This window comes from Candidatus Brevundimonas phytovorans (assembly GCA_029203145.1).
GTDB classification, from domain to species: Bacteria; Pseudomonadota; Alphaproteobacteria; order Caulobacterales; family Caulobacteraceae; genus Brevundimonas; species Brevundimonas phytovorans.
The window spans coordinates 684604-699109 of the sequence record CP119309.1 but is presented as its reverse complement, the minus strand read 5'-3'; the positions used below and the strand labels follow the sequence as shown (position 1 = coordinate 699109).

Annotated in this window: 11 protein-coding genes; 1 reads left to right on the top strand and 10 read right to left on the bottom strand. The window is 66.7% G+C overall.

The genetic code is table 11. The features are described from left to right. Window position 1: 1 nt before the first annotated feature. From P0Y52_03350 to P0Y52_03310, 9 genes are all read right to left on the bottom strand, one after another. Complete coding sequence (locus tag P0Y52_03350) at window positions 2–535, bottom strand: hypothetical protein (protein WEK58585.1); 534 nt, start codon at window positions 533–535, stop codon at window positions 2–4. Continuing rightward, window positions 535–1848, bottom strand: coding sequence for an MFS transporter (locus P0Y52_03345; protein WEK58584.1), 1314 nt, complete (start codon window positions 1846–1848; stop codon window positions 535–537). Before P0Y52_03345 ends, P0Y52_03350 begins: the two co-directional genes overlap by 1 nt. Before the next feature lie 90 nt (window positions 1849–1938). Further along, window positions 1939–3909 (bottom strand): PQQ-binding-like beta-propeller repeat protein, encoded by a 1971-nt coding sequence (locus P0Y52_03340; protein WEK58583.1) that lies wholly within the window; start codon window positions 3907–3909, stop codon window positions 1939–1941. A gap of 20 nt (window positions 3910–3929) precedes the next feature. After that, window positions 3930–4811: a ThuA domain-containing protein gene (locus P0Y52_03335; protein WEK58582.1), complete on the bottom strand. Its 882-nt coding sequence runs from the start codon at window positions 4809–4811 to the stop codon at window positions 3930–3932. 66 nt (window positions 4812–4877) lie between these two features. Beyond that, window positions 4878–7679 (bottom strand): TonB-dependent receptor, encoded by a 2802-nt coding sequence (locus P0Y52_03330; GenBank protein ID WEK58581.1) that lies wholly within the window; start codon window positions 7677–7679, stop codon window positions 4878–4880. Window positions 7680–7727: 48 nt separating this feature from the next. Continuing rightward, a complete protein-coding gene (locus P0Y52_03325; GenBank protein WEK58580.1) occupies window positions 7728–8612 on the bottom strand; it encodes a CoA ester lyase in 885 nt (294 codons plus the stop codon). Beyond that, window positions 8609–9883 carry a CoA transferase gene (locus P0Y52_03320; GenBank protein WEK58579.1) on the bottom strand — a complete coding sequence of 425 codons (1275 nt, stop codon included), beginning with the start codon at window positions 9881–9883 and terminating at the stop codon, window positions 8609–8611. Before P0Y52_03320 ends, P0Y52_03325 begins: the two co-directional genes overlap by 4 nt. Further along, window positions 9876–11624 carry a thiamine pyrophosphate-binding protein gene (locus P0Y52_03315; GenBank protein WEK58578.1) on the bottom strand — a complete coding sequence of 583 codons (1749 nt, stop codon included), beginning with the start codon at window positions 11622–11624 and terminating at the stop codon, window positions 9876–9878. Before P0Y52_03315 ends, P0Y52_03320 begins: the two co-directional genes overlap by 8 nt. Before the next feature lie 11 nt (window positions 11625–11635). Continuing rightward, a complete protein-coding gene (locus P0Y52_03310) occupies window positions 11636–13066 on the bottom strand; it encodes an aldehyde dehydrogenase family protein (GenBank protein ID WEK58577.1) in 1431 nt (476 codons plus the stop codon). A 199-nt stretch (window positions 13067–13265) separates the two neighbouring features. Between P0Y52_03310 and P0Y52_03305 the strand changes: the two genes are divergently transcribed. Next, window positions 13266–14150 carry a LysR family transcriptional regulator gene (locus P0Y52_03305; GenBank protein WEK58576.1) on the top strand — a complete coding sequence of 295 codons (885 nt, stop codon included), beginning with the start codon at window positions 13266–13268 and terminating at the stop codon, window positions 14148–14150. Here P0Y52_03305 and P0Y52_03300 read toward each other — a convergent pair whose 3' ends face one another. Beyond that, window positions 14151–14483, bottom strand: coding sequence for a hypothetical protein (locus P0Y52_03300; GenBank protein WEK58575.1), 333 nt, complete (start codon window positions 14481–14483; stop codon window positions 14151–14153). Between the last annotated feature and the right edge of the window lie 23 nt (window positions 14484–14506).

Genomic DNA, 14506 nt, shown 5'->3' with positions numbered 1-14506 from the left:
CCTAGCGCGGCGGCAGGGCCTTAGACAGATAGTCGATGACCGTGTTGATGTCGTCCGCCGAGGCCTGCATCCCGTTCGACTCCATGCGAGCGACGATGGAATCCCACTCCGCCTCCGTATGTCCGTTGGCTGTGACCAGGATCAGGGAATGACAGGTCCCGCACAGACGCTGAGCGACGTTGCGGCCCGCGCCTTGGGGCAGGACGCCGGGCTGGATGGCCGCCTTGACCGGCTGGGGCGGCGGAGGGGGCGGTGCAACCGCCTGAACAGGCGGCGGCGCCTTGGCCGGGGCTAGCGGCGCCGCGACGGTCTCGGGCGCCAGGGCGGCCTCGACAGGGGCCGCCTCGGGGGCGATCGCGGCGGCGGCTTCAGGCACATCAGGAACGGGTGCAGACGGCGCCGCGGCCTCTGCGGCGACAGCCTTGTTGGACCCGTCAGCCGGCTTGGACGGCTCACAGCCGGACAGTCCCACGGCCAGCGCGATCACAAGACCCGCGCCCAGATGCGGCATGGACATCGGAAGGGACTTCGCCATCACGCCGCCTCCGCCAAGGGCTCTGCGATGCGCTCAACCCGCCCCACCAGGAAGGTGTAGGACAGAGCGCCGATCAGGGCGAAGATGCCGATCATGGCCAGTCCGCCGAAGAAGGAACCGGTCGCCGCGACGATGAAGCCGATCATGATCGGCGTGACGATCCCGGCCAGATTGGTGCAGAAGTTGAACACCCCCGCCGTAAGCCCGATCAGGCTCTTGGGCGCGACGTCCGAGATCAGGGTCCAGCCGAGATTGGACATGCCCTGACCGAAGAAGGCCACCGACATGACCGCGATCACCAGGGCGTCGGACTTCAGGAAGGCCGCAGAGATGATGGTCGAGGATAACAGCAGACCGGCCACGATCGGCAGCTTGCGGCCAAAGGTGGCCGAGCCGCTGCGCTTGACCAGGGCGTCCGACAACTGACCGCCGAAGACCACGCCGACTGAGGCGGCGATGAAGGGCAGCACCGCCATCCAGCCAACCTTCAGCCAGGGCATGTCGCGCTCGACCACCAGATAGGTCGGGAACCACGTCAGGAAGAAGACGAGCGTGGCGTTTGTGGCGAACTGGCCGATCGAGGCGCCCAGGATCTGGCGCTTGCTCAGCAGCCAGCCGATCTGTTTCCACGAGAAGGGCGTCTTGCCCGTCGCCGCCGACAGACCGCCGCCGCCGCCCGCCGCGATGTGATCCAGCTCGGCCTGATTGACCCTGCGGCTATGCTCGGGATCGCGATAGACCCACCACAACAGGGCCGCGAACAGGACGCCGATCACGCCAGCGATGATGAACAGGGCCCGCCAGCCGAAGGTCCCCGTCACCCAGAAGAGAACCGGGCTGAGGAAGGCGATGCCGAAATACATGCCGACCGAATAGACGCTCTGGGCGCGCGCGCGCTCGCCCTGCGGGAACCAGGCGACCAGGATACGGCTGTTGGCCGGGAAACAGGGCGCCTCGGCGGCGCCGAGCCCGAGGCGATAGATGATCAGGGATGTCAGACCGGTGGCCGCCCCCTGCAAGCCCGTGAAGATCGACCACACCCCGACCGACAGGGCGTAGGTCAGCCGCACGCCGAAGCGGTCCAGGAACATGCCGCCCGGAATCTGGGCCAAGGCGTAGCTCCATGAGAAGGCCGAAAACAGGATGCCCATGGTGGCCGCGCCCAGCGCGAGATCCTCGGCCATGCGCGGCGCCGCGACCGCCAGAAGCGAGCGGTCCAGATAGTTGATCATGGTGCCGACGGCGATCAGGGCCAGCACGACGTATCGCACATGGGTCCTTTTCGGCGGCGTGACGGGCAGGGCTGCATCCATTGGGATAATCCACTGACTATAGGACGGTCCGACAGGCGTCGGATCGGGAGGCGCCCCGCGAAACCGTCAGGTCTCGCGGGGCGGTCGGCGCTAGGGGAGGACGAAGGCGTTGAGGGTGTCCGACATTCGTCTGGCGGCGACGGCTGTGCCCCCTGCCCCGGTCACGACGACATACTGTTTGCCGTCCTTTCCGAGGTAGGTGACGGGTGTGGAGTGGGCGCTGGCGTCCAGTTCGACCGACCACTTCACCTCGCCGGTCCGGGCGTCGAAGGCCCGGAAGGTCTGGTCGTTGGTCGCGCCGATGAAGACCAGGCCGCCGGCGGTCTGGATGTTGCCGCCCAGGTTGCGCGAGCCGGTGGCTACATCGGTCTTCAGCCCCGGAATGGTCCCCAGCGGCGCGCGCCACAGGATCTCGCCCTTGCTGATGTCGACCGCGACCAGCTCGCCCCAGGGCGTCGGCGTGCAGGGCAGCATGGTGTCGGCGTCGATACGGTAGCTGAAGCCCGACTGGGTGATCGGCGCGTTCGGATCGGCTGGCCCGCGACGACGCGGCGGCCGCGGCCCCCCGAACATCGGCGTCACCGGGCCGGCGGCGCGGAATTGGCCCATGTTCTGAACATTGACGATGAAGACGTCGGACGTCGGGCTGTAGGACGGCCCGCCCCAGTTCGGCCCGCCCAGGGTCGAGGGGAAGCTGAGGGTGCCGCGTGTCATCAGCGGACGCCCGTACAGGCCCGTCACCTGGATGTTGTTCTCATCCCAGAAGGCAGTGCAGTAGGCGTGCTGCTCGGGCGTGAGATTGGGGATTTCGTCGCGCGTCATCGTCACGCGCGCCAGCGGGCCGGGGCGCACCGGGAAAGGCTGGGTCGGCCAGGCCTCATCGGCCGGATCGTCGCTGCGCGGGGTCGGACGCTCCTCGATCTGATGCAGAGGGCGGCCGGTCAGTCGGTCATAGACGAACAGCAGGCTTTGCTTGCCGGTCAGGGCCACGCCCGGAATGGTGCGGTCGCCCTCGCGGAAGTTCACCAGAACCGGCGGGGTCGGCATGTCCCAGTCCCACAGGTCCTTGTGCGTGACCTGATGGTGCCATTTCAACGCGCCGGTCTGAGCATCCAGCGCAATCAGGCTGTTGGCGTAAAGCTCGGAGCCCTGGGCGCGGCCGTTCAGATCGCCAACGGGGGCGAAGACGATTCCGTTTTCCTCGTCGATGGTGATGGTCGACCAGACGTTGGCGCCGCTGCGGTCTTTCCACTCGTCGCCGACATAACCCTCGTGGTTGGCCTCGCCCGGCTGGGGCACGGTGTGGAAGGACCAGACCAGTTCGCCGGTGCGGACGTCCCAGGCGCGCACGTCGCCGCGCGGCCCGGGCGGTCCCATCTCGCCGGGGCGAGCGCCGGTGATCATCAGGTTCTTGTAGATGGCGACCGGGTTGGGAATGGTGAAGGTGTCACGGCGGCTTTCACCCACGACCTCGGACGCCACGCCCACATAGGCGTCGACCTGACCGTTCTGGCCGAAGTCCGTCGCCAGTTGACGCGTGCGCACGTCCAGCGCCGCCAGATAGCCCTTGTCGGTGGCGAAGAGGATGCGCGGACCGTGGGTCTCGTCACCCGGCCACCAGGCGATGCCGCGACCGTGGATATTGCGCTCGGATTCCCATTTCCACAGCACCTCGCCGGTCTCGGGCGACAGGGCGGTGATGGTGGACTTGAGGTCGGGCAGGTTGGGATTGGTCGGGGTCGAGACGTACATCACGCCATCGATCACCAGGGGCGTCACCTCCCAGCGGTGATCCAGACCGCGGTCGCCCTCCTCGTCCGTGCCCCCGCCGTAGCGGAATGTCCAGGCGCGCTTCAATTGGCCGACATTGTCGGGCGTGATCTGCGTCAGGGGCGAGAAGTTGGTCGCGCCGGGGTTCTGGCCATAGCTGCGCCACGTCTTGCCGTCGTCAGTCTGGGAGCCAGAGGTTTGGGCGCCGGCGGTCTGGGCCAGAGCCGGGGTTCCGGCCATGAGGATCAGCGACAGGCAGGCGCCGACGCCTTTCAGGGAGCGTCTGGTCATGGGGCGTTCCTTTGCGATTTTCATTGTTGGGGCGCGTCGGGCGTGACGTCGGCGTCGGTCAGGCCGAGGGCCCACTTTATGCCTTCGAGATGGAAAGTGCGGACGGCGGGGTCGTCCCAGATCTGCTCGACGTGGCCGAGCGAACTGACGAAGACCCGGCCCTTGCCGTAGGTCTTGGCCCAGGCGACGGGGAAGTCGCCGTCAGGACGGCGCGCCAGCTGCTCGGGCGTCAGCCGCGACGGATCAAGGCGCAGGATGGTGTGGACGCCGCCCTTCACATAGGGCGCGCCCATATAGGGAAACTGATCGGTGATGGTGGTCGGCAGGCCGGCCGCGCCTGGGAAGTTCGGGTCCGACACGATGACGCCGGTCGGCTCGACCCGGTACTCGCCGGCCATGAAGCCGCCGATCATCTCGCCATAGTCAGGCCAGTCATAGAAGGCGATCGTCGCGGCGTGGCCGCCGATGAAACCCTTGCCGTCCTCTTTGACGAAGGCCAGCAGGTCGGCCTTCTGCTGCTCGGACAGGTTGCCCGAGCCGCTGCTCAGCAGGAAGACGGCGTCGAAATAGTTGAGGTTGCGGGCGTTGACGGGCCGCCCCTCATAACGTGTGCCGGTCCCGAGGATGGGCGCGCGGGTGATCAACTGGGAGTCGGTGCGAAGGAAGGCGACATAGGCTCCGCTTTCGCGCCCCATCTGCTCGATGACCGCCATCGCGTGATTGATCGAGTCGTGATGGAAGCCGGTCTGGACGTCGGCGATGACCAGCAGCTTCTTCTGCCCGGCATAGGGGTCGGCCATGGCCTGGCCCGGCGCGGGCGCCTGGGCGGCGGCGAAGCCAGCGCCCGCCCAGACGGCTGTCGCCGTCATCAGCGCCGCCAGCATCATCTTCAATTTGATCACTTGGTCCCTCCTCAGAAAAACACCTCGACCGGAGGCGGCCCCTCGCCGCCCCCGGCCCAGGCCGGCTCAGAACGCCTTGGTCAGTTCAAGCGACCAGACCCGACCGAACGGGTTGTGATTGCCCAGGTCGACAGCCGTCGTGCCGCTGAGCACGATGGGCGGCTGTTCGTCAGACAGGTTCTGGACATTGACCGCCAGGCGAACCCCGTCGAGCGCGCCGCCAAAGCGGCCGTCCTCGAAGGAATAGGCCACGCCCGCATCCCAGGTCGTCCAGGTCGGGACTTCCGTCTCGGGCAACTTGACCCCGTTCACGGTGATGGTCGCATTGTTCAGGTAGGACCCGACGTAGTTGGCGCTCAGGTTGGCGCTCAGCCCGCCCCGACGATAGTTGACGTTGAAGCGCCCGCGCTCGGACACCTGGAAGCCATAGGTGTCCAGGGCGTCGAACAGGGGACCGCCCGCCACCACGCTCTTCTCCAGGTTCAGAACCTTGGAGAAGCTGGCGTTGAAGGTGAAGTCGCCGAAGGTGGTCTCGTGCAGATAGTTGGCGCCGAAATCGAGCCCGCTCTGCTTCACCTGGCCCAGGTTCAGACGCCCGCCGGCGATGATCCCGACCATGGAGCAGTCGTTGATGGTCGATGGCGAGAAGACCGCGTTCTTGTCGGTCAACCACGGCAGGTAGGCCGGATTATAGGTCGAGTAGTCGCCGTTGACGCAGGTCGTCGGCTGCGGCGCCTTGATGAAGAAGTCCTTGTACAGTTCCAGATTGGCCGGGCTGGAAAGGATCAGCGTCTGGTTCGGCAGGTTCTCAATGCGGTCTTCGTAGCTGACGTTGTAATAGGTGACGCTCAGCTTCAGCGACGGCAGGTAGTTGGGGCGATAATCCCCGCCCAGCGACCAGATGGTCGCCGATTCCGGCCGCAGGCCCTCGGTATTGCCAGTCCGCGACAGGACCGCGCTCTGACCCGAGGACACATTGGTGATCGGGATGGTCGGATCGTTCAGGCCATTGCTGACATAGACCCGGTTGGTCTGACCGACCGTGGCCGGGTTGGCCTCGATCAGGGTCGGGGCCCGGAACGAGGTGCCCCAGCTGCCGCGGATCAGCAGTTCATCGGTCGGTCGCCAGGTCAGGCCGATCTTGGGATTGGTGGTGTCGCCCGCATCCGAATAGCTGTCGTAGCGAATGGCGGCGCTCAGATCGAGCGACTGCATGAAGGGTACGCCCATGTCGTTCGACACGATGGGCACGAAGACTTCGCCAAAGGCCGATTTCACATCGCGCGCGCTCTTGGTGAAGCGCGAGACCTGATAGTCGCCGGCGAGGTTCAGGGTGTTCTGCGCCTTCAGGTAAAGTTTGTAGCGCGAATATTCCGTGCCCGCCGCCAGACGGACTGAACCCGCCGGCAGGTCGAACAGAACCCCATCCACCTTGCCCACAGCGTCGAACAGCACAGTGTCGTATTGCTGGATGAAGCCGCCGACCAAGGCGTCAGCGCCCGCCTGCGGTCCTTGCAGGAAGGGATTGAACCCCCAGGACAGGTCATTGGCGATGACGTTGGCGACGGTCGTATTCACCTGCGGCTGACAGACGTTGCACGAGTCCGTCTTGCCGTAGGTCAGCAGACCCGAGAACCGATAGTCCTTGGGCAGCTCCAGCGTCATGTCGATCGAATGATTGATCGTCTCCTCGCGGTTTTTCTGATCGCGCGAGGTGTCGGGATTGTTGAGCGAGTAGTTGTAGACGACGGTCTGGTTCGCCGTCGGATTGGGCATGCCCGGAATATAGTAGGGGCTGCCGGGCGTCAGGCGGATGGCGACCCGCTCGAAGCCGTCACCGGACCGCGACTCATTGGTCCGCAGATTATAGATGCCAGTGTAGCCAAGCTCGAAACCGGGGGCGACTTCCTGGCGCAGCTTGAACATGGCCGCATGGCGTTCGCGGGCCGTGTAGAAGTCATAGAGATACGAGGAATCATACAACTCGGGGTCGCCGCGCAAGGCGATGACGTCCGCCGCCGTCGGCACCGCGCCATTGGTGCTCGGCAGGCCATAGACGGTGTTGCCGATGATCAGGGCGCCGGGCGCGTCGGGATAGACGGTCGTGCCGACCAGGCGATTGTCGTTCCCGCCAAAGGGCCGCAGGTCCAGCAGCATATAGTCGCGCTCGCTGCGTGGAACGCTGTCGTTCTTGTCCCATGACCCGGCGAACATGGCGCTGCCGCCCGCCCAGGTCTTGCCGACGACGCCATCAACTACATACTGGTTATAGAGCGAGTTGGTGTAGCGGGTCGTGACCTCGGCCCCGTCATAGTTGCGACGGGTGATGTAGTTGACCACGCCGGCCACGGCGTCCGAGCCATAGATGGCCGAAGCGCCGTCGGTGACGACCTCGACCCGCTCGATCGCGGAGAAGGGGATGAGGTTGGGATCGGACACCTGGGCGTTGCCGCCCTGGGGCACGACACGTCGGCTGTCGAACAGGACCAGGGTGGCGTTGTTGCCGAGGCCGCGAAGATTGACGCCGGCGGCGCGGCCGCCCGACGAGGCCAGGGTCGTGCCCTGGCTGGAGGCCTGAGGCAGACTGGCGACCAGGGCGCTGGCGTCACGCGCCGGGGCCTGGACCAGGTCCTCGCGCGTCATGCCGACGGTGGCCGAGCCAACGGGCGCCACGCCCCGGATGGCCGTGCCGGTGACGATAACGTCCTCGACCTGAACGGCCTGGTCCGCTTCCGGTTCGGCCTCCTGTTCCTGAGCCAGAACCGGGCTGACCGACAGAATTCCGACCGCCGCGACGGTTCCCATCAGAATACGACGGATGTTTCTCCCCTCGCTGACAGACAGCGAGCTCCGATCTTCCTTACGCATTGCATACTCCCCATATTGGCGACTTCTTTTTGAGCCGCCGTTTTTGTTTTATTTCTTGGAACTAGATTTGAACTTGCTCTCTATTGAACTCTTGCGATCAAGCACTCTGACCGCCCTACTCAAGACAGGTTTGTCGATCATCCTGCCGTTGACTGCGAAGGCGCCCTGCCCGGCCATCCGGGCGGCGTCCACGATCGCCAGGGCCTCGGACACCTCGGCCTCGCTCGGCGCGAAGACCTGGTTCAGCACGGCGATCTGATCGGGATGGATGCAGGTGGCGCCGACATGGCCCAGCCGCCGCGAGCGCTCAGCCAGCCGGCGATAGGACTCCAGATCGTCAAAGCGCGTGGCCGGTCCCGCCAGGCCCAAGGGCAGAACCCCGGCCGCCACGGCGGCGATGATCATCTGCTGACGCGGATAGGTCAGCAGTTCCTCTGACGGCTCGACCCCCAGGTCGCGCGCGAAATCCTCATTGCCCAGATTGACCGCAGCGATCCGCTCGCTGGCCCCCAGGCTGGCCGACATCGACAGGAAGCCGCGGGCGGTCTCGATCAGAACCACCAGGCGCGTCTCACCGATCTCCCGCCCCGCCGCCCGTTCAGCCGCCGCGATGACCGGTTCCAGACGCAGGATGTCGTCCGCGCCTTCGACCTTGGGCACGACCAGGGCGATGGCGCCGGCGGCCACAGCGGCGGGGATATCGGCGTCCGCCAGGTCCGGCTCGGCGTTGATCCGCACCAGCACGTCCGCGCCCCAGCGCCCGACGGTCTTCACCGCCGACTTGAGGGCCTTGCGTGCGGCGGCCTTGTCCTCGGTCGGCACCGCGTCTTCCAGATCGAGGATGACGGCGTCCGCCTGGGCCAACCGCGACGAGGTCACATGCTTGTCGCGATGGGCCGGGACATATTGGAGCGAACGCCAGACCAGGGTCATGCCGCATCCTCCGCCTGAGGCGGCATGGCGCCGGCGACGACCCCCTCGGCCATCAGGCCAGCGACCTGGACCTCATCCAGGCCCAACTCGGCCAGCAGTTCGGCATTGTGCTCGCCCAGAGCCGGCGCCGCCGCCCGGATCGATCCCGGCGTTTCCGAAAGGCGCGGCACCACGTGATGCATGGGCAGCTGATCAAGCTCGGGGTCGGGATAGTCGGCCAGGATCTCGCGCTCGATGACGTGCGGGTCCTGCATGATCTGGGCGATGTCGTAGATCGGGCCGACCGTAACCTCCGCGGCCTCCATCAGAGCCACAAGCTCCGCCTGATCGTGGCGGCCGATGAAGTCGCCTATGGCGGCGTCCAGTTCGACCACATTCGCCAGCCGGTCCGCATTGGTGGCGAAGCGCGGATCGGAAGTCAGATCATCGCGCCCGATCGCCTTGAGAATGCGCATGGCCATGGTCTGGGTCGAACCCGACAGGCCGACATACTTGCCGTCCCGGCAGCGGTAGACGTTGCGCGGCGCCGAGTTGCTGGACCGGCTGCCTTCGCGTTTGCGGGCCTGGCCGGACAATCGATAGTTGGCCGCCTGCGGCCCCAGCAGGGCGAACAGGGGATCATAGAGCGGCAGGTCGATTACCTGGCCCTTCCCGTCCGGGCGCTCCGCCTCACGCAGGGCCAAAAGAGCCGCCGAGGCGCCATAGGAGCCCGCCACGCCGTCCGCCAGATACATGGGCGGCAGCACCGGCTCGCGGTCGTCGAAGCCATTGATGGCGGCGAAGCCCGACATGCCCTCGATCACCGTGCCAAAGCCGGGGCGCTGACCGTAAGGCCCGCCCTGCCCCCAGCCCGAGACCCGCACGATCACCAGCCTGGGGTTGATGGCCTGCAAGGTCTCGGGGCTGAAGCCCATCTTCTCCAGCACGCCGGGACGGAAGCTCTCGACCAGGATGGCCGCCGTCGGGACCAGCTTCAGGAAGATGTCCTTCGCCTGCGGATTACGCAGGTCCAGACCCAGGCTTTTCTTGTTGCGCGCGTAGATCTTCCAGTGCGTCGAGACGCCCTGGGTCTTCCAGCCGCGCAAGGTGTCGCCGGCGGGCGGCTCGACCTTGATCACCTCGGCGCCGAAATCGCCCAGGATCTGGGTCAGGACATTGCCCGCGAACAGGCGCGACATGTCCAGCACCCGCACCCCGTCCAGCGGGCCGGTCGCGTCCGGCTGATAGTCCCGTCGGTGGAGACCCTGATGAAGCGGCGGCGCGTCAGTCATTGCCGGTCGCCAGGAAGTCGGCGATGTCCCAGTAGCCGGTGCGCGGCATCGGCACGTCGCCACGCGTGCGCACTTCCAGCAGGAAGGGACCCCGCTCGGCCATGGCGGCGCGAACGCCGGCCACCAGATCGTCCGGCTCCTCGATCAGGGCCGACTGGATGCCGAACGACTTGGCCAGAAGCTGGAAGTCGGGGTTGTAGAGTTCACCGTCCGGAGAGCGGAATTCGGTGCCCTGCTTGTTATTGAAATAGGTCGTGCCGACGGTGCGGATGGTCGAGTAGCAGAAGTTGTTGAACAGGACCCAGAGCACCGGGATATCCAGCTCGACCGCCGTCGTCAGCGCGCCCAGCACCGACATCAGACCACCGTCGCCGACCAGACCCAGCACCTTGCGATGCGGCGCGCCCATGGCGGCGCCGACGGCGGCGGCGGGGGAATAGCCCATGGTCGCCATGCCGCCGCTGGTCAGGAAGCCGTTGCGGCCCTGGATCTCCAGTTGCTGGCCGGCGCCGTTCTTGTTCCAGCCCACATCGGTGACGAAGATGGCGTCGGCGGGGGCGGCGTCGGACAGGACCTTCAGCAGGCGCGCCGGGTGGATCGGCTTGGTGTCGATCTCCTGCGTTTCCTTCAGTTCCTCGCGCCAGGCCGCCTTGGCGCCGTCCAGCCGCGCGCGCTGAGCTGCGACCACTGCCTGAGGGCGGGGCTGCTCGCCGAGGGCCGCCGACAGCTGGGCCAGGGTGGCGCGGGCGTCGCCGACGATGCCGATATCGACCGGATAGCTCTTGCCGATCTCCTGCGGATCCAGGTCGATCTGAATCAGTTTCGTGCCGGGAATATTGAAGGTGTGCTCGGGCCGCCAGGAGCTGCAGTCCGCCTCGCCAAAGGCGGTGCCCACGGCCAGGATGACATCAGCGGTGCGCGTCGTGTCATTGGCGACGCGCGCGCCCCAGATGCCCGTCGTACCCAGCGACAGGGGGTGGTTCTCGGGGAACACGCCCTTGCCCACCAGGGTGGTGGCCACCGGCGCGCCCAGTTTTTCCGCCAGCGCCTTCAGCGCATCATAGGCGCCGGACAAGGCCACGCCGTTGCCGGCGAAGATGACCGGATTGCTCGCCGCCTTCAGCATGGCGACGGCCTCGGCCACGCCCTCGGCGTCGCCCATGGGGCGGGCGAAGTTGGGACGCCGCGAGCGGGTCTGGGCCTCGGCCGAAATCTTCTGGGCGAAGACATCCATCGGAATGTCCAGCAGCACGGCCCCGGGCCGTCCGGTCTGGGCGATGTTCAGGGCCCGATGCATGACATCAGGCAGATGACGGGCGTCGTCGACGCGCCAGACCCGTTTGCAAATCGGCTTGAAGATATCCCCCTGCGACGCGTCGGCGTGCAGGCGCATGCTCTGATGCGCCTCGCGCGGGTGGTGATAGGTCGGGGTGTTGCCGGTGATGACCAGCATCGGCGTCCCGTCCATCGCCGCCGAAGCCACGCCGGTCACGGTATTGGTCAGGCCGGGCGACAGGTGGACGTTGATCACCGCCAGCTTGCGCGACACGCGATAATAGGCGTCGGCGGCGTGAACCGCCTGCTGCTCGTGACGGAACGAGACATATTCGATGCCCAGCCGGTCGCAGGCGTCGATCAGGGCGTAGTTGGTGTGGCCGCACTGGCCAAAGACCTTCTCGACCCCCTCGTTCTTCAGGCATTGGGCCATGAAGAGGGCGCCGGTTACGCTGTCTGCTGACATATTCAAATCCATCACAGGGTGATCGTGACGAGACGCTCTTGCGTCATCTCGCGCATGGCGTAGCGGGGGCCTTCGACCCCCACGCCGCTGTCCTTGACGCCGCCGAACGGCATCAGATCGACGCGGCTGCTGGAGGCTTCGTTGAGGTGCACCACGCCGACGTGCAGCCGCTCGGCCGCCTTCAGGGCGCGGCTGAGGTCGCGGGTGAACAGGCCGGCGGCCAAACCAAAGGGCGTGGCGTTCACGCGGTCGATCGCCTCGTCCAGCGAGTCGAACGGCAGGACAGTCAGGACGGGGGCGAAGATCTCTTCGCACAGCACCTTCGAGGTGGGGTCGGCGTCGGTCAGGACGGTCGGCGTCAGGATAGCGCCGCGTCGTTCGCCGCCGGTCAGAACCCTGGCGCCGCGATCCGTCGCCTCACGCACCCAGGTCTCGGCGCGCACGGCCTCGGCCTCGCTGATCATGGGGCCGACGTCGGTGGCGTGGTCTCGCGGATCGCCGACCTTCAGCGCTTCGACCTGCTCCAGCAGCATGGGCAGGAAGCGGTCCATGACCGAACGCTCGACAAACAACCGCTGGGTCGAGGTGCAGGCCTGCCCCTGACGGCGGAACCCGGACTGGGCGCAGCGCACCGCCGCCCGCTCCAGATCGCCGTCGGCGCAGACGATGGTGGCCGCGATGCTGCCCAGCTCTAGCGCCGTGGCGCGCATGCCGCGGCTGGCGCTGATCGCCTTGCCCACCGGAGTGCTGCCGGTGAAGGTGAAGAAGTCGACGCCCGGATGGGCCGCCAGGGGCGCGCCGACCTCGGCCCCGCCGCCGTGGATCAGGTTGATCAGGCCGCCGGGAACCCCCGCTTCCAGCATCAGTTCAAACAGGCGCGTCGCCGACAGGGGCGTGGCGACCGGCGGCTTGAACACCACCGCATTGCCCGAGGCCAGGGCCGGCGCCACCTTGTGCGCCACCATGTTCAGCGGCGAGTTGAAAGAGCTGATGCCGCCGACCACGCCGCGCGGCAGCCGCAGGGTATAGGCCATGCGGCCCGACTGGCCCGACGCCCCCTGGATCGGCACGATCTCGCCGGCCAGACGACGGCCTTCCTCGGCCGACACGCGGAAGGTCTCGGCGGTGCGCACGACCTCGTTGCTGGAATCCTTCCACGGCACGCCGGATTCAGCGACGATCATGGCCGCCAAAGCCTCGCGCTCGGCCAGGATCAGGTCGGCGACTCGGTTCAACAGGCGGCTGCGCTCATAGGCTTCGAGGCGAATGGCGTTGAACGCTGCACGGGCGGCGGCCACCGCCGCCTCGACCTGTGCCGGCGACGCCGAGCGCAGGCGGCCCAGCTCGGCCCCGGTGAACTTGTCGACGACCGTGACGGCGGCGCCTTCGCCATCCGTCCACTGACCGTCGATCAGCATTCTGATCTGATGTTCTTGTTTCATTGCCTCTTCCCTGTCCCTCGCCTCTTCGAGCGATGAGACCTTGCCGGTCGGCGGGTCGCCCCATCGCTCGGTCGAGACCATTGGTAACGACCGCCAAACTCAAGAAATAGTGACGTTTGCTGGATCGATAGATGACGTTTTGTTATGTATCGATATCGTGCTGCGCCCTCACGGCGCCGGCCCTGCACGGGAGAACGCCTTGAAGTTCGAGTTCCTGATGACCCTGAACTCCGTCCTGCGGCACGGCAGCTTCGCCAGCGCCGCCGACGACATGGGCCTGACCGCCAGCGCCGTCAGCCTGCAGATGAAACGGCTGGAGGAGTATGTGGGCCAGCCCCTGTTCGACCGCTCGGGCCGCACCGTGCGCCCCACTCCGCTCGCCAGCGATCTTGCCGAAAGCGTCCGCACCGCCCTGGACGCCGTGGAAGAGGCGCGCACGCGCCATTCCGCCGCCCTGTCGGGCCGCGTCGTCATCGGGGCGATTCGTTCGCTCCAACCCACCATGATCCCCCTGGTTCTGCAGGAAATCGGCGGACGTCATCCAGGGCTGGCGGTGCGGGTGATCCAGGGCGACTCCAGCGAGTTGCTGGATCACCTGAAGGCAGGCCGACTGGATGGCGCGGCCCTGATCCGGCCCACCTCGGGCGGCTCAAGCCGCCTCGACTGGCAGGATCTGGAAAGACAGCCCTTCGTCTTCGTGGCGCCGCCCGACAGCACGGAAACCACCGCCGAGGCCCTGATCGCGCGCTACGACTGGATCCAGTTCGACACCTCTCTGACCAGCGGACGCACCGCCGCCAGCCACCTGCATCGCCTCTCGCCCGGCACCAGGCCGCGCTTCGAGCTGGAGTCCATCGAGGCTGTGCTGGCCATGGTGTCGGCCGGTCTGGGCGTGTCGATCATTCCGCGCCTGCCGGTCGCCCCGACCGTGCGCGCCCCCGTGCGCCAGATTCCGCTGGGCGTCAGCACGCCGACACGTCAGATCGCCTTCGTCTGCCGCAGCGGCGACGCCGACAATAGACGCGTTCGCGCCATCCGCGACGCCTTCGCCAACGGATACGGCGTCACACGCGACAACGCCTGATCAGCCGCCCGCTTCGACCTTCCCGAGGTTTTCAACGAGATAGTCGGAGATTTCATAGAGATCGTCCTCGGGCTCGGTCATGCCCTTGGCCATCATGCGCGCAATAACCTGGTTCCACTCATCCTGAGTATGTCGCTGTGTTGCGAACATGCCCACCGAGTGACATTGGCCGCACACGCGCTGCGTCAGCTCACGGCCTTCACCTTCAGGCAAGGCGCTCGCTGGGACGGCGGCCGCTCGCGGCGGCGGCGCCTCCTGCGGCGTCCTCGTCATGGCGCCCAGCCCCCCGGCCAGAACGACGCCCCCGATCAGGCAAGCGATAGTCCCCTTCATCACACCCTCCGTCCCCCGCAATC